Here is a 20,990-nt window from a genome sequence, read left to right as displayed (position 1 = left end):
GCCCGATTTTCGGTCCTTCGGTATCGCTTAGAAAGCGACCGAAAGCGTGCCGCTGACCGTGCGCGGTGCGCCGATCTGGGCGAACGGCGGCGACGAGGTTCCCTGCGCCAGCGAGCTCGTGTAGCTGCCGACATAGAGTTCGTCGAACAGGTTGTAGACGTTCAGCTGGAAGAAGGTCTTGTCGTTCAGGCCGAGGAATTCGAGGCTCAGGCGAGCATCGAGGTTGACCAGCCAGTAGGCATTGGTCTTCGCCGAATAGACTTCGACGCCGCTCGCCACGACCGGAACATTGGTGTCGTAGATGAAACGGCCGCCGGTACGCTTCGCGGTGATGCCCAGCTCGACCGGACCCAGCGTCCCGCGCGCCGATGCGCCGAAGGTATATTCGGGGGCACCGGCTTCGCGCTTGCCCTTGGTCGGCGTGAAGATGGGATCGCCCACCGCCGAGCAGCCCGGGACGTCGTCGGCAATGTCATCGGCATCGCAGGTGCCCGACTGGACATCGTCCTTGATTTCCGACTTCATCCACGAGCCGAAGGCGTAGAGGGCGAGTTCGGGAATCGGCTGGAACGCGATGCTGCCGTCGACGCCATATTTGTCGACGCGGCCGAGGTTGCGATAGACGTTGCGCTCGGTGACCGGGTCATAGGCCGAGGCAAGACGATCGTTATACTTGGTGAACCAGCCCGACAGCTGCGCCTGGATCTTGCCGCTGCGATAGCGGAAGCCCAGGTCGAAATTGTCCGAGGTTTCCGCTTTCGGAAGCGCCGACGCCGTGTCGGCTTCGAAGAAGAAGGCGTTATAGAGCGCGTCGGTGCCCGGAACCTGCAGCCCCTTCGAATAGTTCGCGAAGACCGACATCTGGTTGCTCGGCTTGAAGAGCAGGCCGACGTTCGGGAGGATGTCGTCATATTTCAGGACGCGCTGCTGCGGACCCTGACGCACCGATCCGTCCGAGTTGGTCGGGTTGGCGGCCGCATATGCGGCGTTGCGCGGGTCGTCCTTGCCGAAGCAGTCGACGAAGCCCGAATCGCTGGTCGTGAAGCAATAATTGTTCAGGTCGCGCTTGAAGAAGGGCGCGCGCAGACCGAGCGTCGTGACGAGGGTGCCGTCGAGGAATTCGCCGCGATATTCGCCCGACACCTGGTTGAGCATCGCGTAGGACAGGCGATCGCGCTTCTGCAGCACGGCGCCGCTGACGTCGGTCTGCGGATCGTTGACCGGGAAGACGTCGAATGGTTCGCCGTTGAACTGGAGCAGCCCGACCTGGCCGGTCTGGCGGTGACGCGCGCGGTCATAGGTGTAACCGATGCGGACGGTGTGGCCCTCGGTGATGTCCCAGCGCAGGTTTGCGATCACGCCATAGCGGTGCGTCTGCGTCTGGCTCGGTGCCAGCATCGCGACTTCGTCGAGCAGGTCGCCGTCGCCATTCAGGTCCATGCCGAAATAGGGACGTCCGCCGATATAGCCCGAAAGGCCGCCCTGCAGGCGTTCGCGGGCGTTGACGGTGCCGCCGCCGTTAGCCTTCACATATTGGTAGCTGGGGTCGACGGTCAGCGTGATGCCTTCGCTCAGCGTGAACTTCGACGCGCCGCGGATGTTGCCCGTGTTCGAGGGGTTGTAGCGGCGATCGAATTCGGTGCCGCACGACGAAGCCGCATCGGCTTCACCCGGCGTGACCGTCGCGGTCGTGTTGCACGGATAGTTGATGTCATATTCGCGGTCGTCGCTCGACTGCGGGAAGCCCGAGGGAACGTCACGGTCGTTGCGCAGCGACACCGAACCGAAGAAGTTGTTGCGATTTTCGTTATAGTGACCCGCGACCGAGACGAAGTCGCCATCGGCGCCGATCGGCTGATAGATGCGGCCGTTGAACTGCTTCTTGCGGACGCGGCCATAATTGTTGAACGGATTGTCGTTCGACGCGGTCGAGGCCGAGAGGAAAGCGCGCGTGCCCCACGGCGTGAAGGTGCCGGTGTTCACGAGGCCGAAGATGCGGAAGAATTTAAACTCGCCCGCCGAGCCCGACAAGTTGACGCCGAATTCTTCGGTCGGAACCATCGTGCGATAATTGACGGTCGAACCCGTGGCGGCGGCGGTCGGGCTGTCGACATCGGTCGAGCCGAGGTTGACGTTGACCTGTTCGATCAGCTCGGGGTCGAGCTGCTGGTTCGAGTAAATGGCATAGTTGCCCGAATCGTTGAGCGGCACGCCGTCGAAGGTCAGGCTGATGCGGTCGGCCGAAAAGCCGCGGATGGTCAGCTGGCCGCCCGACGAACCATAGGCGTCATTGTTGGTGAAGACGACGCCCGGAACGAGGTTGATCGTGTCGAGAATGGTCTGGCCGGGGTTCTGGCGGGCGATGACTTCCTGGCCCAGGACCGACTTCGCCTTCGACGTGTCGGGCGACTGGATGCCGGCGACGTCGCGCGCGGTCGAGCCGGTAACGACGATCTCGTCGTCGAAGTCGACCGAGCCGGTCGACTGGGCAAAAGCCGGCGTGGAAAGCAGCGCGACCGGAATCAGCGCGACGCTGGCGGCGAGCGTGTGACGGAATTTCATTTCAGGATGTCCCCTTTGGTGGTGCGTTCGGCAGGCGCGCAAACCGGGGCGCGCCAAGACCTGCGAGCGCCCCTGAAGCCCGCATGTGGCACGATTGTGACAGCAATTGTGACAGTGCAAGCGGGGACGCGTGCGCGCCTTGGGCGGAGAGCAAAAAACCACGAATTTCCGTCGCGCGCCCGATTTTATCCACAGGCGCGCGAGCGTTTTTTCCGGAAACTGTTGCTGCAATGCAACATAAAAGGGCGCCCCGAAGGGCGCCCATGTGCGACTCAGGCGGCGTCGCCGGCCGCTTCTTTCGCCTTGTCGGCATAGACGCGCACGGGGTCCTTGCGGCCCTCGACGACATCCTTGTCGACGACGATCTCGACCACATCGGTCAGGTCGGGCAGGTCGAACATCGTGTCGAGCAGGATCGCCTCGACGATCGAGCGCAGCCCGCGTGCGCCGGTCTTGCGTTCGATCGCTTTCTTGGCGACCGCGACCAGCGCATCGTCGGTGAAGGTCAGCGCGACCTCCTCCAGATCGAACAGCTTCTTATACTGCTTGACCAGCGCGTTCTTGGGCTCGCCCAGGATCTTGACCAGCGCGTCGACGTCGAGATCCTCGAGCGTCGCAATGACCGGCAGGCGGCCGACGAATTCGGGAATCAGGCCGAACTTGAGCAGATCCTCTGGCTCGACCTGCTTCAACACCTCGCCCGAGCGGCGTTCGTCGGGGCCGGCGACATGCGCGCCGAAACCGATCGACTTGCCCTGCAGGCGGTCGCCGATGATCTTTTCGAGGCCGCTGAACGCGCCGCCCGCGATGAACAGGATGTTCGTCGTGTCGACCTGCAGGAATTCCTGCTGCGGATGCTTGCGGCCGCCCTGCGGCGGGACGCTCGCGGTCGTGCCTTCCATCAGCTTGAGCAGCGCCTGCTGCACGCCTTCGCCCGACACGTCGCGGGTGATCGAGGGATTCTCGGCCTTGCGGCTGATCTTGTCGATTTCGTCGATATAGACGATCCCGCGCTGCGCCTTTTCGACATTATAGTCGCTGGCCTGCAGCAGCTTCAAAATGATGTTCTCGACATCCTCGCCGACATAGCCCGCTTCGGTCAGCGTCGTCGCGTCGGCCATGGTGAAGGGCACGTCGAGGAAACGCGCGAGCGTCTGCGCGAGCAAAGTCTTGCCGCTGCCGGTCGGGCCGACGAGCAGGATGTTCGACTTTGCCAGTTCGACATCGTCGCCACGACCCGAGTTGGCGAGGCGCTTGTAATGGTTGTGGACGGCGACCGACAGCACGCGCTTGGCGGTGTTCTGGCCGATCACATAGGAATCGAGGTGCTGGCAGATTTCCAGCGGCGTCGGCACCGCGCCGTCCTTGCGTGCGGCGATCCCGCCCTTGATTTCTTCGCGGATGATGTCGTTGCAAAGCTCGACGCATTCGTCGCAGATGAAAACGGTCGGCCCGGCAATCAGCTTGCGGACTTCGTGCTGCGACTTGCCGCAGAAGGAGCAGTAAAGGGTGCTCTTGCTGTCCGAGCCACTCAATTTGGTCATATATAATCCTATGGCGGGCGCAAAAGGGGCGCCGCCTCTCTTATCCTAGCCCCCGGTCACCCAATTACAATATGGCAATTGGGTGACATCGGTTCAATGTCCCGCGTAGCGCCACAGCGCAAAGCAGGTGTCAAGAAACGCGGTTACCGGGGGCTTTCGTTGGCAGGCGGCGCCGGCCCACTCTCCCTTCCAGGCTCCCACGGCTTAGCGCGTCGGGAGGCCGGGAGGAGGAGCGGGCGGGCGCCGTAACCTGCCGAATCAGGGCGTCGGACCCTCGCTCACATCCTTCGGCGCATCGTCGCCGGGCAGGCCCGGACGACGGTCGTAGACATGATCGACAAGGCCGAATTCCTTCGCCTCGTCGGCTTCGAGGAAGGTGTCGCGGTCCATCGCCTTTTCGATCTCTTTCAGCGACTTGCCGGTATATTTCACATAAAGGTCGTTCATCCGCTTGCGGATGCGCAGGATTTCCTTGGCCTGGATCTCGATGTCCGACGCCATGCCGCGCGCGCCGCCCGACGGCTGGTGGACCATGACGCGGGCATTGGTGAGCGCGACGCGCATGCCGGGCTCGCCGGCGGCGAGCAGGAAGCTGCCCATCGAAGCCGCCTGACCAATGCACACCGTGCCGACGCGCGGGCGGATATATTGCATCGTGTCGTGGATCGCCATGCCCGCCGTAACGACGCCGCCCGGCGAGTTGATGTACATATAGATGTCCTTCTTCGGATTTTCCGATTCGAGGAAGAGCAGCTGGGCGACGATCAGCGAGGCCATCTGGTCTTCGACCTCGCCGGTGACGAAGACGATCCGTTCGCGCAGCAGGCGGGAGAAAATGTCGAAGCTGCGTTCGCCGCGGCTCGTCTGTTCGACGACGACGGGAACAAGGGCGGCGAGCGGGTCGATCATTGGGAATTCGTCCTTCGTTATAGAAGCGCCCTGCCGAGAACCGGCGGGCTGGCCCCTTCGCCGTCCTACATCGTCGCCAAACGGGCCTCTTTCAAGGGGGCAAAAAGAAGGGGCGGGAAAGTCCCGCCCCGACTGGATTGTTCTATGCGGGGTTAGTCGCCCTCGCCCGGATTGGGCGAGAAGAGCGTCTCGAACTTGTTCTCGACGCCCTTATATTCGTCGGCGTCGGCGGGGGTTTCCTTTTTGACCGTGATGTTCGGCCATTCGGCGCTGAACTTGCTGTTCACCTCGAGCCACTTTTCAAGCCCGCTCTCGGTGTCGGGCAGGATCGCCTCGGCGGGGCATTCGGGTTCGCATACGCCGCAGTCGATGCATTCGTTCGGATTGATGACGAGCATATTCTCGCCCTCATAGAAACAGTCGACGGGGCACACCTCGACGCAGTCCATATATTTGCACCGGACGCAGGCATCGGTGACGACATAGGTCATGGGCTTTCGGCTCCCTCAAGTGACGGCAATCGGGCCGCCATACTCTCCAATGGCTCGCCTCTATGCCGCGTGAAGGCGGTGCGTCAACGCTAAGCGACAGTTGCGAATCACTCTCATTGATTAGGACGATCGCCGTCCTTTGCGTGCAAAGCATTTCCATCGGCGCCGATAGCCGATGGCGCTGCGGCGGGGTCGAGCCGCCGATAGCAGGCCTGCGCCTCGGGCGCCGGACCGCGGCGGAGTGGCAGCGACAGGAGGCGGATCACCTCGATGCGTTCGCCGACCGGCAGCACCAGCGTCGCGCCGGCATGGACCGCGCACGACGAGCGCGTCACGCGCCGCCCGTCGAGCCGGATATGCCCCGCTTCGACCATTGCCTGCGCGACGCTGCGCGAGCGCGCGAAGCGCAGGAACCACAGCAGCTTGTCGAGCCGGATACTGCCTGCGGCGCCAGGGCTCGCCATGAGCGCGTCAGTCCTTGCGCGCGTCCGCGAGCAGCGCGGCGAGGCCCGCGAACGGGCTGTTCGGCGACGGACCGCGGCGCTCGGTTCGCGGTGGCCGCCCGGTGTCGGGGCGGGGTTTGCCCGGCTTACCGCGCTTGCCCTTTTCCGGGTTGGCCGGCGGCCGGCGAGCGGCGCCATTGGCCGCAGCGCGCGGCGCGGTGTCGCTGCCCTTGCGATCCTTCTTGCGGCGCGGGCGCTTGTCGGCGGCCTTGCGCAAGCCCGACCAGCGCCAGCGTTGCAGCGCCGGTTCGCCGACGCTGCGGAAGCCGAAGCTGCCGAGCAGCGCGCGGCGCGTCTCTTCGTCGAGCCCCAGCGAGGTCGCGAGCGCGGGGTCGATCATGAAGCCGGGCGGGGGGGTGGCGGCGACGCCTTCATGCTCGTCGGTTGCGCCTGCATCGTCGTGATGATGTTCGGCGGCGCGGGCGATCGGCGCGGTCGGCGGCGCCGCCGCCTGCATCCGGGCGGCGTGTGCCTGGCGCGCCAGTTTTTCGGCCATGTCGATGCGCAGCCAGCCCGAGGCGCAGCGACGGAAGCCCGCGATCGTCAGCGCGGCGTGATTGCCGCTCTTCTGCAACACCGCGCCGTGCGGCGGCAGTGCGGGCACGGGGCTTCCCTGCTGCGCCGCGATCAGCGCCGCGCGCCAGCGCACCGCTTCGGGCTTGAGCAGGAGCGGGTGGAAAATATCGAGCGAGCCGATGGTGAAGCCGAGCTTGCGCAGCTGCGGGCGCTCCTCGGGTGTCAGGGCGTTCAACTGGTCCTCGACCGCCGCGCGGGCGATCGTGCCGCTGTTGTCGGTGAGCGCGGCAAGCAGCGCGCGGACGCGCGGCGGCGTGAACAGGTCGCCCGCCGCCTCGCCCATGGCGGCGAGCGGCGCGGCGTGGCGCGCGAGCTGCCCGGCGACGAAGCGCTGCAGCCGCTCGGCGATCGCCTGAACCTGCTGCGGGTCGAGGCGTCGAAGCGAGGGATCGAGCTGGATCGCGGGCTGGACGAGCGTCGGCCCGCGGGCGAGCGTCGCGATGACATGGCCGTGCCAGGCGAGCCGCGGCGCGGTGCCGGGATCGGCGACGAGCGACAGCGCGCTGTCGTCGCCCTCGGCAAGCGCGGTCGCGCGCCGCGCGAGTTCGGCGCGCAGATGCTTTTCGGCCGCCGCGAGCAGCATGCGGTGGTCGCTCGCCTTGGCGACGGGATCGACCTTGAACTGGAAGCCCTTGAGCGTGCCGATCGCCTCGCCATCGACGGCGACGGTGCCGTCGGCGCCGACCGCCACCGGCAGCGCGGCGCCCCGCTGTCCGGCGTCGCGCAAAAGCAGCGCGAGCCGCCGGTCGACGAAGCGCTGCGCCAGTGCGGCGTGGAGCGCATCGGAGAGGCGTGATTCGAGCGCCTGCGTCGCTTCGGTCCAGCCCGCGCCGCCAGCGATCCAGTCGCCGCGCTGCGCGATGAAGCAGAGCGTGCGGACCGCGGCGATGCGGCTCGCAAGCTGGTCGATGTCGCCTTCGATATCGTCGAAGCGCGCGAGCCGCCGCGCGAACCAGTCGGGATCGACCATCCCGTCGCCGCGCGTGCGCCATTGCCACAGCTTGAGCACGGTGCGGCTGTGATGTTCGGCGCCGAGTTGCTCGAAATCGGGAAGGCCGCACACATCCCAGAGCCGTTCGACCGCTTCGGGCTCGTCAGCGCGCATCCGGACCTCCATGTCGCCCGCGAGATGCTTGAGCACGGCGATGTCGACCGCCTCGGGCGCCGGGCGCAGCATCGGCTGCGATGGCGGCTGGGCGAGGTCGGCGATCAGCCGGTCGAGCGTGTCGAAGCGCGGCGTCGGATTGCGCCAGAAGAGATTGGGCAGCGGCGGGAAATGATGCCCCTCGATCGCTGCGATTTCCTCGGGCGTGAAGCCGCCCTGCGGCAGGCCGACCGTCCCGAAGCTGCCGTCCTGCTGGTGGCGCCCGGCGCGGCCGGCGATCTGCGCCATTTCCGCAATCGTCAGGCGTCGCAGGCGCCGCCCGTCGAATTTCTGCAAGGATGCAAAGGCGACATGCTGGACGTCGAGGTTGAGTCCCATGCCGATCGCGTCGGTCGCGACCAGATAATCGACCTCGCCCGCCTCGAACATCGCGACCTGGGAATTGCGCGTCTTGGGGCTGAGCGCGCCCATCACCACCGCCGCGCCGCCCGAGAAGCGGCGGAGCATTTCGGCGATCGCGTAAACCTCCTCGGCCGAAAAGGCGACGATCGCGGACCGTTTGGGCAGGCGCGACAGCTTCGACGATCCCGCATAGCTCAAGGTCGAAAAGCGCGGCCGGGTGATGATCTCGGCCTCGGGGACGAGCGCGCGAACGAGGCTCTTGATGCTTGCCGACCCCAGGATCATCGTTTCCTCGCGCCCGCGCGCACGGAGCAGCCGGTCGGTGAAGACATGGCCGCGCTCGGGGTCGGCGCCGAGTTGCGCTTCGTCGATGCCGACGAAGGCGACGTCGCGCGTCACCGGCAGCGCTTCCATCGTGCCGAGCAGATAGCGTGCATCGGGCGGCATGATCCGTTCTTCGCCGGTGACGAGGCCGACCTGTCCCGCGCCCTTGATCGCGACGACGCGGTCATAAACCTCGCGCGCGAGCAGGCGCAGCGGAAAGCCGATCATGCCGCTCGACCGGGCGGTCAGGCGCTCGACCGCCAAATGGGTTTTGCCGGTGTTGGTGGGGCCAAGGACAGCCTTGACCGGCTGGGAAGAGGAAGAGGTCATTTTCTTGTCCGCCAAGCTGGCATGGGTGCTGCCGCCGCGCAACAGGGGATCGTCGCAATGGCGCGGCGGACCCGCATTTTTCAACCCGGCTCGCATAATATCCCGACCCCGCCACGCCTTGTCGCAATGCAAGCTCGCGAATCCGCCATTAAATTGACTTTAACGGTCTTTCTTTACAGACAATGCTTCGAAAACATCATTCGGCGACCGGGTGAGGGCCCGTCCGCCGAGCGGGGGTTGCAATTTGTTCCAGCGTCACGAACCCATCGCGGGGATGTCCGGCAACGCGGCCGCCCTCACGATGTCGCAAGCGGTCCCGCGGCCGCGGGCCGATTTGGGCGCCGAGCCGCAGCTCGGCTGGCGCGACCGGCTGGCCGAGCTCGACCTCGTTCCCGACCTTGGCAGCAATATCGGCTCGGCCGAATGGTGGCGCGGCCTCGCGACATTAACCCTGCTTTGCGGAACCGCGATCGCGACCTTCCCGGGCGTGCAGCCGCTCGCGGTCGGGGCGCCCGCGCTCGATACGGCCGATTTCAACGAAGCGCGCGCGCAGATGATCGTGCCGCTGGCCTTTGGCGGCGACACCGGACGCCATATGGCGGCGACCGACGCGGTGCGCCCGCTGACCCAGACCCCCGAACGGCCGCAGATCGAACTCACCGCCACATTGGGGCGCGGCGACAGCTTCGCGCGGCTGCTCGAACGCTCGGGCGTCGGCAGCGGCGAGGCGCAGGCGCTCGCGAACCGGGTGTCGGGCGCGGTCCCGCTGGCCGACATCGCGCCCGGCACGCGAATCGACCTGATCCTCGGCCGCCGCGCCGCGCGCACCATGCCGCGCCCGGTCGAGGCGCTCGCGATGCGCGCGCGTTTTGACCTGCGCATCGAAATGGAGCGTATCGGCGGCCAGCTCGTCATGCGGCGCATCCCGATCGCGGTCGATGCGACCCCGCTGCGCATTCGTGGGCGAGTCGGCGACAGCCTCTATCGCTCGGCGCGCGCCGCCGGGGCGCCGCCGGAGGCGATCCAGTCCTACCTGCGCGTCATCGGCCGCCAGATTTCGGTCAGCCGCGATATTCGCAGCGGCGACGAGTTCGACATGATCGTCGACTATCGCCGCGCCGAAACGGGTGAGAGCGAGACGGGCAAGCTGCTTTACGCCGGGCTGATCCGCGGCGGAAAGCCGAAACTGTCGATGCTCGAATGGAACGCCGACGGCCGCACGCAATGGTTCGAGGCGTCGGGCGTCGGCGAACAGCGCGGCGGCATGACGCGGCCGACACGCGGGCGCGTCACCTCGACCTTCGGTATGCGCCGTCATCCGATCCTCGGCTACAAGCGCATGCACAGCGGCATGGATTTCGGCGGCGGCTATGGCGCGCCCATCTATGCGGTGACCGACGGCGTCGTGACGATCGCCGGGCGCCACGGCGGCTTCGGCAATTATGTGAAGCTCAATCATGGCAATGGCCTCGGCACCGGTTACGGCCATATGAGCCGCATCGCGGTGCGCGCCGGGCAGCGCGTCAATCGCGGGCAGGTGATCGGCTATATCGGCTCGACCGGCCTTTCGACCGGGCCGCACCTCCATTACGAGCTCTATCGCAACGGGCGCGCGGTCAATCCGTCGTCGGTGACCTTCGTCACCCGCGCGCTGCTCGAGGGCAAGGCCCTCGCCGATTTCCGCGCGCGCATCCGCGAACTGACCGCGGTTGCGCCGGGCGCCGCGCTGACCCCGATCGCCCCGAAACAGGTCGAAGGGCCAAAACTCGGCAGCCTCGCCGACGTCGCGTCGAAGCGGGCGGGCGAGGGGATCTGACCGCTTAAAGCGGCAATATCCATTTGCCCCGCGGCCCGGCGCCGCTATGCACCCCGCATGACCCACGCCGCTTTCCCCGACCTGCGCCTGCGCCGCGCCCGCCGCACCGGCTGGAGCCGCGCGATGGTGCGCGAAACGCATCTTTCGCCCGCGAACCTCATCTGGCCGCTCTTCGTCTGCGACGGCACGGGCGCCGAGGAGCCGATCGCGAGCCTGCCCGGCGTGTCGCGCTGGTCGGTCGACCTGCTCGTCGAGCGCGCGCGGGACGCGGTCGCGGCGGGCATCCCGTGCCTCGCGCTCTTTCCCTATACGCAGGCCGACCGGCGCAGCGAGGATGGCGGCGAGGCGCTCAATCCCGACAACCTCATGTGCCGCGCCACCGCCGCGATCAAGCAGGCGCTTGGCGACGATATCGGCATCCTCACCGACGTCGCGCTCGATCCTTATACCAGCCACGGGCAGGACGGGCTGATCGATGCGAGCGGCTATGTCCTCAACGACGAGACGGTCGGGATACTCGTCGGGCAGGCGCTCAACCAGGCGCGCGCGGGCGCCGACATCATCGCGCCCAGCGATATGATGGACGGCCGCATCGGCGCGATCCGGCAGGCGCTGGAGGCCGAGGGCTTCGGTCATGTCCAGATCATGAGCTACGCCGCCAAATATGCGTCGGCCTTCTATGGCCCGTTCCGCGACGCCGTGGGCTCGCGCGGGCTGCTCAAGGGCGACAAGAAAACATATCAGATGGACCCGGCCAACAGCGAAGAAGCCTTGCGCGAAGTCGCACAGGACCTCGCCGAGGGTGCCGACAGCGTGATGGTGAAACCGGGGCTGCCCTATCTCGACATCGTGCGTGCGGTGAAGGACAATTTCGCGGTACCCGTCTACGCCTATCAGGTGTCGGGCGAATATGCGATGATCGAGGCTGCGGCCGCCGCCGGTGCGGGCGACCGCGACGCACTCGTCCTCGAAACCCTGCTTGCCTTCCGCCGCGCGGGTGCGTCGGGCGTGCTCAGCTATCATGCGCTCCATGCGGCGCGGCTGCTGGGCGCATGATCGCGTGATCGGTTCGTCTTCGCCGCGCCGCTGGCTGTTCGTGCTGACGATCCTCGTCGGCAGCTTCCTGCTCTTCCTCGTGCAGCCGATGGTCGCGCGGATGGTACTGCCCAAATTGGGCGGGGCGCCCGCGGTGTGGAACAGCGCGATGCTCGTCTATCAGGCGCTGCTGCTGGGCGGCTATGCCTATGCGCATTGGCTCGGGCGGTTCACCGTGCGGCGGCAGGCGATCATCCACCTTGCGCTCTTCCTTGTCGCGGCGTTGTGGCTCCCGATCGGCATCGCGCAGATCGCACCGCCGGGGCCGGGGCAGGAGGCGCTGTGGGTGCCGCTGCTCCTGCTCGCCTCGATCGGCCCCGTCTTCTTCGTCGTGTCGGCGCAGGCGCCGCTGATGCAGCGCTGGTTCGCCGCCGATCCCCGTGCGGGCGATCCCTATTATCTCTATGCCGCGTCGAACCTCGGCAGCTTCGCGGGCCTCATCAGCTATCCCGCGTTCGTCGAACCGACGATGCCGCTCGCCGCGCAAAGCTGGGGATGGACGGCGGGCTATGCGCTGCTCGTGCTGCTCGTCGCGGGCGCGGCGGCGGCGCGACGGCATGGCAGCGCCGAAGCCCATGCGGCGGTCACCGACGAGCCGCGTCCGACGCTGCGGCGCCAGCTCCACTGGCTGTTGATCGCGGCCGTCCCGTCGGGGCTGATGCTGTCGACGACGACGCACCTCACCACCGATATCGTCGCGATGCCCCTGCTCTGGGTGCTGCCGCTCGGCCTCTACCTCCTGAGCTTCGTCATCGCCTTCTCGACCTTCACGCGGCTGACGCAGATCATCACGCTGCTTGCGCCGGTCGTGCTGCTCGCGGTCGGCGGGCTCGGGCTGCTGAGTTCGGGGGGCGGGTCGATGATGGTCGCGCTGGCCAGCCTCGCGATGCTCTTCATCGTCGCGGTCGCGCTCCACGGTTATCTCTATCATCTCCGTCCCGCGGCGCAGCATCTGACGCTCTTTTACCTGATCATGTCGGCGGGCGGCGTGCTCGGCGGGCTGTTCGCCGCCCTGTTCGCGCCGCTGATCTTCGACTGGGTTTATGAACATCCGCTGCTGATTCTCGCCGCCGCGATGCTGATCCCGCTCCCCGCGCTCTTCCCGTGGGACAAATGGCTGGGACTGCAGGCGAAGACCGCGCGCGCCGTCGCGGTGCTGCTCGTCGCGATCGCCGCTTTCGGCGCCTGGCATATGGTGGGTGACTGGACCGGCCGGCTCGACGAGGCGGTGACCGCTTGGGGCGTCGCCATCTTCGTGATCGGCATGCTCGTGATCGGCTGGCGCTGGGCCTTCGTGCCGGTGCTCGCGCTGCTGATGATCGGCGTCGGCGGCTGGGACACCATCCAGGAAAGCTTCACCGGCGCGCGCGTCCGCAGCTATTTCGGCGTCTATACCGTCACCGATTATCCCCAGTCGAACCAGCGGCGCCTCGCGCACGGGACGACGCTCCACGGCCTCCAGCGCACCGACGCCGCGCATCGGCGCGACCCGACGACCTATTATGGACCTCGATCGGGGGTCGGGTTGACGCTCGACAAGGCCGAAGCGCTCGCGGGACCGAACGCGTCGATCGGCATTGTCGGGCTCGGCGCCGGGACGCTCGCTTGCTATCGCAGGCCCGGCCAGCATTGGACGATTTTCGAGATCGACCCGGTGATGGTCGATATCGCGCGCGATCCGTCGAAATTCACCTTCCTGTCCGATTGCGCGGGCGACACGCCGATCGTCATCGGCGATGCGCGGCTTCAGCTGGCCAACCAGCCCGCGGGCCGCTTCGACGTGATCGTCATCGACGCATTCTCGTCCGACGCGATCCCGCTGCACCTGCTGACCAGGGAAGCGATCGGCATCTATGCGCGGGCGATGAAGCCCGACGGCATATTGCTCATCCACATCTCGAACCGCTTCTTCGGGCTCGAACCGGTGCTCGCGGCGGAGGCGAAGGCGCGCGGCTGGACCGCGGCGATCCGCATGGACCCCGGCCCGATCGGCGACGAATATGGCGATCTCACCGGATCGAACTGGGTCGCGCTGACCGCGACGCCCGAACGGATGGGGCAATTGACCGGCGGCATCCGCCCGCGCAAGGATAGCTATGAGGACGGCGCCTGGGTGCCGCTCGAGGCGCGCGCGCATTTCGATCGCTGGACCGACGATTATGCCTCGACGCTGCCGGTCCTGATCTGGAAGAATATCATCGGAGGCCGCGACGAATGAACGACGTCAGCATTATCAGCGTCAATGGAAAGACGCCGCAGATCGACCCCAGCGCCTTTATCGCGCCCGGATGCCGGATCATCGGCGACGTGACCATCGGCCCCGACGTCAGCATCTGGTATAATTGCGTGCTGCGCGCCGACGTCAGCCACATCGTCGTCGGCGCGCGATCGAACATCCAGGACGGCAGCATCGTCCATTGCGACGGCCCGATGCCGCACCGGCCGGAAGGCTTTCCGATGATCATCGGCGAGGATGTGCTGATCGGCCATATGGCGATGGTGCACGGTTGCACGCTGGCGGACCGGGCTTTCGTCGGATTGAAGGCGACCGTGATGAACGGGTGCCGGATCGGCAGCGACGCGATGCTCGCCGCGGGTGCGCTGCTGACCGAGAATAAGGAAATTCCGGATCGCGAACTCTGGGCCGGCGCCCCGGCGCGCCGCGTGCGCGAGATCGACGATGCGCAGGCGGCGGGCATGCAGATGGGCGTCGCGCATTATGTGATGAATGGCCGTATGCACAAGGCGGCTATCGAAAAAGGCTAAACCAAAACCCGTTCGCATCGAGCGAAGTCGAGATGCCGCTCGGGGCCAGGGTCAGGTCGATGAGTGTCTCAACTTCGCTCGACACGAACGGAAACGATAGAGGCGCTCCGGTTTCCCGAAGCGCCTCTATCGATTTGCCGTTGCGGCGACTTAGCTGAAGTTCACCATTGCATAGAGCATCGGGATCGACAGCAAGGTGTTGGTCCGCGAAAATATCATCGCGGTCCGCGCGGCTTTGGCTTTCGTCGCATCGTCGGCCTCGACGATGCCCAGCGCCTTCTTCTGGTTCGGCCAGATCAGGAACCAGACGTTGAACGCCATGATCAGCCCCAGCCACATGCCGACGCCGATCAGCTTGTAGGGATCCTGAAGACCGAGCGCGGGCGCGAGATATTTGGCGTGGCCGGCGATCGCGAGCCCCAGCAGCACGGTGGCCAGTGCCGCCCAGCGGAACCAGAACAGCGCGGCGGGTGCGATATGCTTGCCGACCGCGGGCTTCAATTCGGCCGGGATCTTCGGCATCGTCGGCATCTGGACGAAGTTGAAATAATAGAGCAGGCCGATCCACAGCACGCCGAAGAAGGTGTGCAGCCAGCGCATGACCGCGTTGGCCGCGGCGACCCCGTCCTCGAAATTCTGGCCGTTGAGGCAGAGCATCAGGACGATCGCGAGCACGAGACCGGTGCCCAGTACGGCGTGCAGATTTCCGAAAAATTTGTCCATGGCAGTTCCCCCTTTTTATCGCGGCGCCGCGTGCGACCCGGAGCCGGTGACGCAGCTATGCCAGTCGGGGGGGGAAATGCATCAATTTTTGTTGCTGGCGACTTCTTCGGGAACGGCGAGACCGTTCTTCAGCATCACCGGGACCTGACTGAAGGTAAAGAGGAAGGAGAGGGCGGTGACGCCCCAGACCTTGATCGTCAGCCACAGGTCGAAGCTCATCTGCTTCGCCTGGATCATCTCGTACATCACGTGGTTGGCGATGCCGAGCGCCGCAAAGAACAGACCCCAGTTGCGCGACAAGAGCAGCCAGCCGCGGTCGGTGAGCCCTTCGAGCGCCGATTGGAGCAGATATTTGAGCATCGGCCGCTTGAACCACCAGCCGCCGAGCAACAACACCGCAAAGGTGCCATAGATGATCGTCGGCTTCATCACGATGAAGCGCTCATCGTGGAACCAGATGGTGAGCGCGCCGAAGCCGAGGACGAGGATGCTCGACATCCACAGCATCGGCGAAATCCTGCCGAGCTTCCATTTCGACACCGCCATCGCGATGATGATCGCGACCATGAAGGCGATCGTGCCCTTGATCGCGGCGGTGGTCGCGGCGAACGCGCCTTCGCCTCCGGAAGCGAATTTATAGGCGAGGAAGAAGACGAGCAAAGGCCCGAAATCGATCACGAAGTTGAGCCAGCCATGCTTCGCTGGCGGCGGCGGCGGGACCGTTTCAGGGCCGCCTGGAAGCTGGTCGATCTGGTCGAGCTGATCGCTCATCGGATATTTCCTGCAATGATGCCCGCAATCTCGTCGGCATCGAACGGGCGAAGGTCGTCGATGGTTTCGCCGATGCCGATCGCGTGGATCGGAAGCCCGTGGCGCTCGGCCGCGGACACGAGCACGCCGCCGCGCGCGGTGCCGTCGAGCTTGGTCATGACAAGGCCTGTCACGCCCGCGACCTCGCGGAACACGTCGATCTGCGCCAGCGCATTCTGCCCCGTCGTCGCGTCGAGCACGAGCACGACATCGTGCGGCGCGGCGGGGTTGAGGCGGCCGAGCACGCGCTTGATCTTGGCAAGCTCGTCCATCAGCTCGCGCTTGTTCTGAAGGCGGCCGGCGGTGTCGACGATCAGCACGTCGATCCCCGTCGCGGTCGCCTGTTTCACCGCATCGAACACGATGCCCGCGCTGTCGCCGCCTTCGGGGCCCGCCATGATCGGCACGCCGAGCCGTTCGGCCCAGACCTTGAGCTGCCCGATCGCGGCGGCGCGGAAGGTGTCGCCCGCGACGAGCATCACGCCATAATCCTGTTCCTGGAACAGGTGCGCGAGCTTGGCGATCGTCGTGGTCTTGCCCGACCCGTTGACCCCGATCACCAGGATGACCTGCGGTCGCGGAAAGGCGTCGATGTCGAGCGGTTCGGCGACGGGGCGCAGCACCGTGGCGATTTCGTCGGCGACGATCTTCCTCAGCTCCTCGACTCCACCTGCCACCGCATCGCGGCGGGCGGCGAGGCGGTCGCGGATGCGCGCGGCCGTCGCGGGGCCGAGGTCGGCGGTGATCAGCGCTTCCTCGATCCGGTCGAGATCCTCCTCATCCAGCCGCGCCTTGCCGGTCAGCCCCGCGAGATTTTCGCCGAGCCGTTCAGAGGTGCGGCGAAAGCCGCCGAGCAGCCGTTCGCTCCAGCTTTGGCCTGTCATGCCGCGATATCCTTTGCTTCGATTGGTGTGGCGATCATGCGGTCGCCGTCGCGCGCGATCAGGCGCACGTCGATGAGGGTGCCGGGCGCCGCGGGTGCGGTCAGCGCCAGCGACGCGAAGTTTTCGGCGTGGCCCGTCGCCCCGTCGCGCTCGACGAGCATCGATGCGGTGCCGCCAATCTGCGTATCGAGCCAGTCCTGCCGCCGCCGCGCATTGGCCTCGCGCAGGATTGCGGCACGCTCGCGCGCCAACGCGCGCCCGACCTGCGGCATCCGCGCGGCGGGCGTCCCGGCGCGGGGGCTGTAGGGAAAGATATGGCCGAAGACGATGTCGCAATCGTCGATCAGCGCCAGCGAGTTCGCGAACATCGCCTCATCCTCGGTGGGGAAGCCGGCGATCAGGTCGGCGCCGATGGCGATGTCGGGGCGCGCGGCCTTCAATCGCTCGATCAGTGCGACGGCGTCGGCGCGGCGGTGGCGGCGCTTCATCCGTGTCAGCACCATATCGTCGCCCGCCTGCAGCGACAGGTGGACGTGCGGCATCACGCGCGGCTCCTCTGTCAGCAGCGCGAACAGTGCGTCGTCGATGCGATGGGGGTCGAGCGACGAGAGGCGGAGGCGCTCGATCGGCAGCGCCAGCAAGGCCTCGACCAGCGCGGCGAGCGTCGTGCCGCTGTCGTCGCCATAGCTCGCCAGATCCACCCCGGTCAGGATGATCTCGCGCTGCCCGCGTGTCAGCGCGGTTTGTGCGGATGCAACCGCCGCATCGACGCTCGCCGACCGTGCGGTGCCGCGTGCCAGCACCGTCGCGCAGAAGGTGCAGCTGTGCGAGCAGCCGGTCTGGACGCCGAGAAACGCGCGGGCGTGGTCGGCGCCCGAGAGGGCGGGGGTATAGGAAAATCCCGTGTCCCCGCGAAGGCGGGGACCCATCTCCGGCGGGCTCGAAATGGCACGGGCGGGAGATGGCCCCCCGCCTTCGCGGGGGAACCGGGAAGAGGATGAACGATAACTCTCGGTCAGCCCCTTGGCATCGTTGCGCACTACCCGCGCCCCCATTTCGGCAAAAGTCTCGGCTTCCAGTTCCGCCGCGCACCCGGTCACCACGACCTCGGCGCCCCGACGCTCGCGCAGCGCGCGGCGTACCGCCTGCCGCGCCTGCCGCACTGCCTCGTCGGTCACCGCGCAGCTGTTGAAGACGATCGTGCCCTGCGCACCCGCGGCCTTGATGGCCGACCGAATGGCCTCGCCCTCGGCGATGTTCAGCCGGCAACCGAAATTGACGACCTCCTGCCGGTCGACGAGGAAAGCGCTCATCCGAACTGCGCCCAGTCGGTCTCGCCCTCATAGACGCGCGTCGCGGCGCCGCTCATCACGATCGGCGCGCCCGGCGCCCAGCGGATCACGAGGTCGCCGCCGGGCAGCGATACCGTCACCGGCGACTGGACCAGCCCCGCTCGGATCGCCGCGACCGCGGTCGCGCACGCGCCGGTCCCACAGGCCTGCGTCAGCCCGACGCCGCGTTCCCACACGCGCAGCTGCAACTGATTCTCGCCGTCGAGGCTCGCGACATTGACGTTGACGCGCTCGGGAAACAGCGGGTCGGTCTCGATCCGCGGGCCCAATTCGTCCAGCGCGACGGCGTCCGCTTCGGGCACGAAAAAGACGATATGCGGATTGCCGACATTGACCGCGGCGCCATGCTCCAGTTCGTCCCACGCGACGGGCATGTCGCGCGTGTCCATCGGCATCGCGAGCGGGATATGCTCCCAGTCGAACACGGGCTCGCCCAGCGTGACTTCGGCGCCGCCATCGGCCGGGGTGACGCGCAGCATGCCGCCCAGCGTCTCGATCACCGCGGGCTTGCCGATCAGTGTCGCGACACAGCGCGTCGCATTGCCGCACGCCTCGACCTCGCCGCCATCGGCGTTGAAGATGCGCATCTTTACGTCGGCGCTCGCCGACGGTTCGAGCAGGATCAGCTGGTCGCACCCGATGCCGTGGCGGCGATCGGCGATCGCGTGCGCGCGCGCCGGCGTCATTTCGACGGGCTGCGCGCGCGCGTCGATCACGACAAAGTCGTTGCCCAGGCCGTGCATCTTGGTGAAGCGGTCTGCCATAGTCCGCGCATGTAAGGGCGCGCGGCCGCGAAGTCTAGCGAGCCATATGGGCCTTCCCCCTGATGGAGGAAGGATATGCAGCCTTATCGCGAAGCGATTGGGCGGAGCTGGATGGGGGTGACGGCGCGTCCGCGCGCCGCCGCTTCAGGACGAGGGCGCACCCCCATCGCTGCGACCAAGCCAGCAAGCTGGCAAGTCTCGCTGCTTCCCCCATCGAGGGGAAGGAAGAGGGTTACGCCGACTTGCGCAGCGGTTCGGCGTCGCTGGTGTCGGAGCGCGTGTCCGGCCCCAGGGGCGGCACCATCGGCGCGCGGAGCAGGCCGCGGTCGGCCAGCAGCCGTTCGGTGTCGGCCGCCGAAGAGGCGCGGCCGAAATACCAGCCTTGGCCTTTCGAGCAACCGAGCCGCGTCAGTTCGATCGCGGTCGCCTCATCCTCGACGCCTTCGGCGGTGATCGGCATCGCCAGGCTCTCGCCCAGCCGCACGATCGCGACGACGATGGCTTGGGCATCGGGGCTGCCACGCATCGCGGCGATGAAGCTGCGGTCTATCTTGATCCGGTCGAAGGGCAGCGCGCGGAGGTGCGACAGCGAGCTGTAGCCGGTGCCGAAATCGTCGAGGCTGAGCGATACGCCCTGATTCTTGAGGCTGGTGACGATCGAACGCACCAGCGGCAGATTCTCGAACAGCGAGCTTTCGGTGATCTCGACCTCGAGCTGCGCGGCCGGGAAGCCCGTTTCGACGAGCAGCTTGGTCAGCTTCTGGCTGAACCACGGATCCTTCAGCTGCTGCGGCGAGATATTGACCGCAAGCATGAGCGACGGGTCCCAGCGCTTGGCGATCTCCATCGCTTCGCGGATCACCTTCAACGACAATTCGCCGATCAGGCCGCTTTCCTCGGCCACGGGGATGAAGCGTTCGGGCGGGATCATGCCATATTCGGGCGATTCCCAGCGCATCAGCATCTCGAAGCCGATCAGCCGCCCGCTGGCGATATCGACCTGCGGCTCGAAATGCGGGACGAACTCGCCGCGCGGCATGCCGTCGCGAATGCCCGTTTCGATCTGGTTGCGAACCTGCACCGCCATCTCCATGCCGGTCTCGAACCAGCAAAAGCGGTTCCGGCCCTCGTCCTTGCAATGATACATGGCGATGTCGGCCTGGCGGACCATCGTTTCCATCGTCATGCTCGCCTCATGGGCGAGCGATATGCCGAGCGACGCCCCGACCCGGATCTGCTGCGCGTCATGCGCGACAACATTGTCGAGCGCCATGACGAGTTCGGCGGCCAGCGCATCGATATCGGCGCGTGCCGAGGGTTCGAAGGCGAGCATCGCGACGAATTCGTCGCCGCCGAGCCGCGCCTTGGTCGCATTGGGCGGCAAGACGGCGGAGATGCGTTCGGCGGCGACCTGCAATACGCGATCGCCCGCAGCGTGACCGTGAATGTCGTTGACCGTCTTGAAATGATCGAGATCGAGCAGGAACAGCGCCACATGGCGCTTTTCGGCGATCGCGCTTGCGATCTGCCGCTGTCCCGTCGCGAGCAGCGCGCGGCGGTTGAGGAAGCCGGTCAGCGGATCGGTGTCGGCAAGGTAGCGCGCGCGCTGTTCGGCTTCGGTGCGTTCGATGATTTCGCGGTTGAGATCCTTGTAGCGGCGCCAGCCGAACAGGATCAGCGCGATGTTGAGCACGAGCGCCGTGGCGAGCGCGCGATCGGGCCCGCCGCCGATGCCGATCAGCGCGCGAACCGCCGCCTGCATCACGGTGCTGCCCGTGCCAACGAAGAGCAGGATCGCTGCGACGACGATGCCGCCGGCGATGATGTCGCGTTTGGCGCCCTCACTGCGGTCGAATTGCTTCGGCGTCGATGTCATATGAATTTGTCCCACCCTTGCGGGCTTTATGGAGCGAAGCGGTGAAATTTGGGTTAAGTGTGCCACCGCCGTGTCGTTCGCGCGCGTATGGCGGCCGCGGCTTGCCTTCGACGCCGCTTTTGCGTAAAGGCCGCCGCGTCCGCGCGCATTTTGCGTTC

At 66.5% G+C, this 20,990-nt stretch carries 16 protein-coding genes; 4 read left to right on the top strand and 12 right to left on the bottom strand.

What is annotated here, in order from left to right; translation table 11 throughout:
• Positions 1-27: 27 nt before the first annotated feature.
• The 6 genes from VSX79_RS15500 to VSX79_RS15475 form a co-directional block, all read right to left on the bottom strand.
• Positions 28-2,562, bottom strand: a complete 2,535-nt coding sequence (locus VSX79_RS15500; RefSeq protein WP_179493852.1) for a TonB-dependent receptor — start codon at positions 2,560-2,562, stop codon at positions 28-30.
• 272 nt (positions 2,563-2,834) lie between these two features.
• Positions 2,835-4,106, bottom strand: coding sequence for an ATP-dependent Clp protease ATP-binding subunit ClpX (clpX, locus tag VSX79_RS15495; RefSeq protein WP_179493854.1), 1,272 nt, complete (start codon positions 4,104-4,106; stop codon positions 2,835-2,837).
• A 258-nt stretch (positions 4,107-4,364) separates the two neighbouring features.
• On the bottom strand, positions 4,365-5,015 hold the full coding sequence (gene clpP / locus VSX79_RS15490) for an ATP-dependent Clp endopeptidase proteolytic subunit ClpP (RefSeq protein ID WP_179493856.1): 651 nt from the start codon (positions 5,013-5,015) through the stop codon (positions 4,365-4,367).
• A 152-nt stretch (positions 5,016-5,167) separates the two neighbouring features.
• On the bottom strand, positions 5,168-5,506 hold the full coding sequence (fdxA, locus tag VSX79_RS15485; RefSeq protein ID WP_179493858.1) for a ferredoxin FdxA: 339 nt from the start codon (positions 5,504-5,506) through the stop codon (positions 5,168-5,170).
• A gap of 113 nt (positions 5,507-5,619) precedes the next feature.
• Positions 5,620-5,970, bottom strand: coding sequence for an RNA-binding S4 domain-containing protein (locus VSX79_RS15480; RefSeq protein WP_179493860.1), 351 nt, complete (start codon positions 5,968-5,970; stop codon positions 5,620-5,622).
• Positions 5,971-5,977: 7 nt separating this feature from the next.
• On the bottom strand, positions 5,978-8,746 hold the full coding sequence (locus tag VSX79_RS15475) for a helicase-related protein (protein WP_326913795.1): 2,769 nt from the start codon (positions 8,744-8,746) through the stop codon (positions 5,978-5,980).
• Positions 8,747-9,047: 301 nt separating this feature from the next.
• On the opposite strand from VSX79_RS15475, the gene VSX79_RS15470 reads away from it, so the two are divergent.
• The 4 genes from VSX79_RS15470 to VSX79_RS15455 are packed head-to-tail and all read left to right on the top strand — an operon-like array spanning position 9,048 to position 14,423.
• Positions 9,048-10,562 carry a peptidoglycan DD-metalloendopeptidase family protein gene (locus tag VSX79_RS15470; RefSeq protein ID WP_326913794.1) on the top strand — a complete coding sequence of 505 codons (1,515 nt, stop codon included), beginning with the start codon at positions 9,048-9,050 and terminating at the stop codon, positions 10,560-10,562.
• A 57-nt stretch (positions 10,563-10,619) separates the two neighbouring features.
• Positions 10,620-11,618 (top strand): porphobilinogen synthase, encoded by a 999-nt coding sequence (hemB, locus tag VSX79_RS15465; protein WP_179493864.1) that lies wholly within the window; start codon positions 10,620-10,622, stop codon positions 11,616-11,618.
• Positions 11,593-13,875: a fused MFS/spermidine synthase gene (locus VSX79_RS15460; RefSeq protein WP_407697287.1), complete on the top strand. Its 2,283-nt coding sequence runs from the start codon at positions 11,593-11,595 to the stop codon at positions 13,873-13,875. The genes hemB and VSX79_RS15460 overlap by 26 nt, the downstream gene beginning before the upstream one ends.
• Positions 13,872-14,423, top strand: coding sequence for a gamma carbonic anhydrase family protein (locus tag VSX79_RS15455; RefSeq protein ID WP_326913792.1), 552 nt, complete (start codon positions 13,872-13,874; stop codon positions 14,421-14,423). Before VSX79_RS15460 ends, VSX79_RS15455 begins: the two co-directional genes overlap by 4 nt.
• A 150-nt stretch (positions 14,424-14,573) precedes the next feature.
• On the opposite strand, the gene VSX79_RS15450 is transcribed toward VSX79_RS15455, so the two are convergent.
• The 6 genes from VSX79_RS15450 to VSX79_RS15425 all read right to left on the bottom strand — a co-directional run bounded on the left by VSX79_RS15450 (position 14,574) and on the right by VSX79_RS15425 (position 20,832).
• Positions 14,574-15,146: a urate hydroxylase PuuD gene (locus tag VSX79_RS15450; RefSeq protein WP_179493868.1), complete on the bottom strand. Its 573-nt coding sequence runs from the start codon at positions 15,144-15,146 to the stop codon at positions 14,574-14,576.
• Positions 15,147-15,227: 81 nt separating this feature from the next.
• On the bottom strand, positions 15,228-15,917 hold the full coding sequence (locus VSX79_RS15445) for an inner membrane-spanning protein YciB (RefSeq protein WP_326913791.1): 690 nt from the start codon (positions 15,915-15,917) through the stop codon (positions 15,228-15,230).
• Positions 15,914-16,840 (bottom strand): signal recognition particle-docking protein FtsY, encoded by a 927-nt coding sequence (gene ftsY / locus VSX79_RS15440; protein ID WP_179493872.1) that lies wholly within the window; start codon positions 16,838-16,840, stop codon positions 15,914-15,916. Before ftsY ends, VSX79_RS15445 begins: the two co-directional genes overlap by 4 nt.
• Entirely contained in the window at positions 16,837-18,153 is a 1,317-nt protein-coding gene (locus VSX79_RS15435) for a MiaB/RimO family radical SAM methylthiotransferase (RefSeq protein ID WP_326913790.1), read from the bottom strand. The genes ftsY and VSX79_RS15435 overlap by 4 nt, the downstream gene beginning before the upstream one ends.
• Positions 18,150-18,956 (bottom strand): diaminopimelate epimerase, encoded by an 807-nt coding sequence (gene dapF / locus VSX79_RS15430; protein WP_179493876.1) that lies wholly within the window; start codon positions 18,954-18,956, stop codon positions 18,150-18,152. The genes VSX79_RS15435 and dapF overlap by 4 nt, the downstream gene beginning before the upstream one ends.
• Positions 18,957-19,188: 232 nt before the next feature.
• On the bottom strand, positions 19,189-20,832 hold the full coding sequence (locus tag VSX79_RS15425) for a putative bifunctional diguanylate cyclase/phosphodiesterase (RefSeq protein ID WP_179493878.1): 1,644 nt from the start codon (positions 20,830-20,832) through the stop codon (positions 19,189-19,191).
• Between the last annotated feature and the right edge of the window lie 158 nt (positions 20,833-20,990).

This window comes from Sphingopyxis chilensis (assembly GCF_035930445.1).
GTDB classification, from domain to species: domain Bacteria; phylum Pseudomonadota; class Alphaproteobacteria; order Sphingomonadales; family Sphingomonadaceae; genus Sphingopyxis; species Sphingopyxis chilensis.
The sequence above is the reverse complement of the archived record's forward strand: the minus strand, read 5'-3'. Positions and strand labels throughout refer to the sequence as shown.

What these genes read in the sequence shown, in the direction of transcription:
- VSX79_RS15455 (WP_326913792.1), top strand. Translation starts at nt 13,872, where the DNA reads ATGAACGACGTCAGCATTATCAGCGTCAATGGAAAGACGCCGCAGATC.
- clpP (WP_179493856.1), bottom strand. Translation starts at nt 5,015, where the DNA reads ATGATCGACCCGCTCGCCGCCCTTGTTCCCGTCGTCGTCGAACAGACG.
- VSX79_RS15480 (WP_179493860.1), bottom strand. Translation starts at nt 5,970, where the DNA reads ATGGCGAGCCCTGGCGCCGCAGGCAGTATCCGGCTCGACAAGCTGCTG.
- ftsY (WP_179493872.1), bottom strand. Translation starts at nt 16,840, where the DNA reads ATGACAGGCCAAAGCTGGAGCGAACGGCTGCTCGGCGGCTTTCGCCGC.
- hemB (WP_179493864.1), top strand. Translation starts at nt 10,620, where the DNA reads ATGACCCACGCCGCTTTCCCCGACCTGCGCCTGCGCCGCGCCCGCCGC.
- dapF (WP_179493876.1), bottom strand. Translation starts at nt 18,956, where the DNA reads ATGGCAGACCGCTTCACCAAGATGCACGGCCTGGGCAACGACTTTGTC.
- VSX79_RS15470 (WP_326913794.1), top strand. Translation starts at nt 9,048, where the DNA reads ATGTCGCAAGCGGTCCCGCGGCCGCGGGCCGATTTGGGCGCCGAGCCG.
- VSX79_RS15425 (WP_179493878.1), bottom strand. Translation starts at nt 20,832, where the DNA reads ATGACATCGACGCCGAAGCAATTCGACCGCAGTGAGGGCGCCAAACGC.
- VSX79_RS15500 (WP_179493852.1), bottom strand. Translation starts at nt 2,562, where the DNA reads ATGAAATTCCGTCACACGCTCGCCGCCAGCGTCGCGCTGATTCCGGTC.
- VSX79_RS15445 (WP_326913791.1), bottom strand. Translation starts at nt 15,917, where the DNA reads ATGAGCGATCAGCTCGACCAGATCGACCAGCTTCCAGGCGGCCCTGAA.
- VSX79_RS15460 (WP_407697287.1), top strand. Translation starts at nt 11,593, where the DNA reads ATGCGGCGCGGCTGCTGGGCGCATGATCGCGTGATCGGTTCGTCTTCG.
- VSX79_RS15435 (WP_326913790.1), bottom strand. Translation starts at nt 18,153, where the DNA reads ATGAGCGCTTTCCTCGTCGACCGGCAGGAGGTCGTCAATTTCGGTTGC.
- VSX79_RS15450 (WP_179493868.1), bottom strand. Translation starts at nt 15,146, where the DNA reads ATGGACAAATTTTTCGGAAATCTGCACGCCGTACTGGGCACCGGTCTC.
- VSX79_RS15475 (WP_326913795.1), bottom strand. Translation starts at nt 8,746, where the DNA reads ATGACCTCTTCCTCTTCCCAGCCGGTCAAGGCTGTCCTTGGCCCCACC.
- clpX (WP_179493854.1), bottom strand. Translation starts at nt 4,106, where the DNA reads ATGACCAAATTGAGTGGCTCGGACAGCAAGAGCACCCTTTACTGCTCC.
- fdxA (WP_179493858.1), bottom strand. Translation starts at nt 5,506, where the DNA reads ATGACCTATGTCGTCACCGATGCCTGCGTCCGGTGCAAATATATGGAC.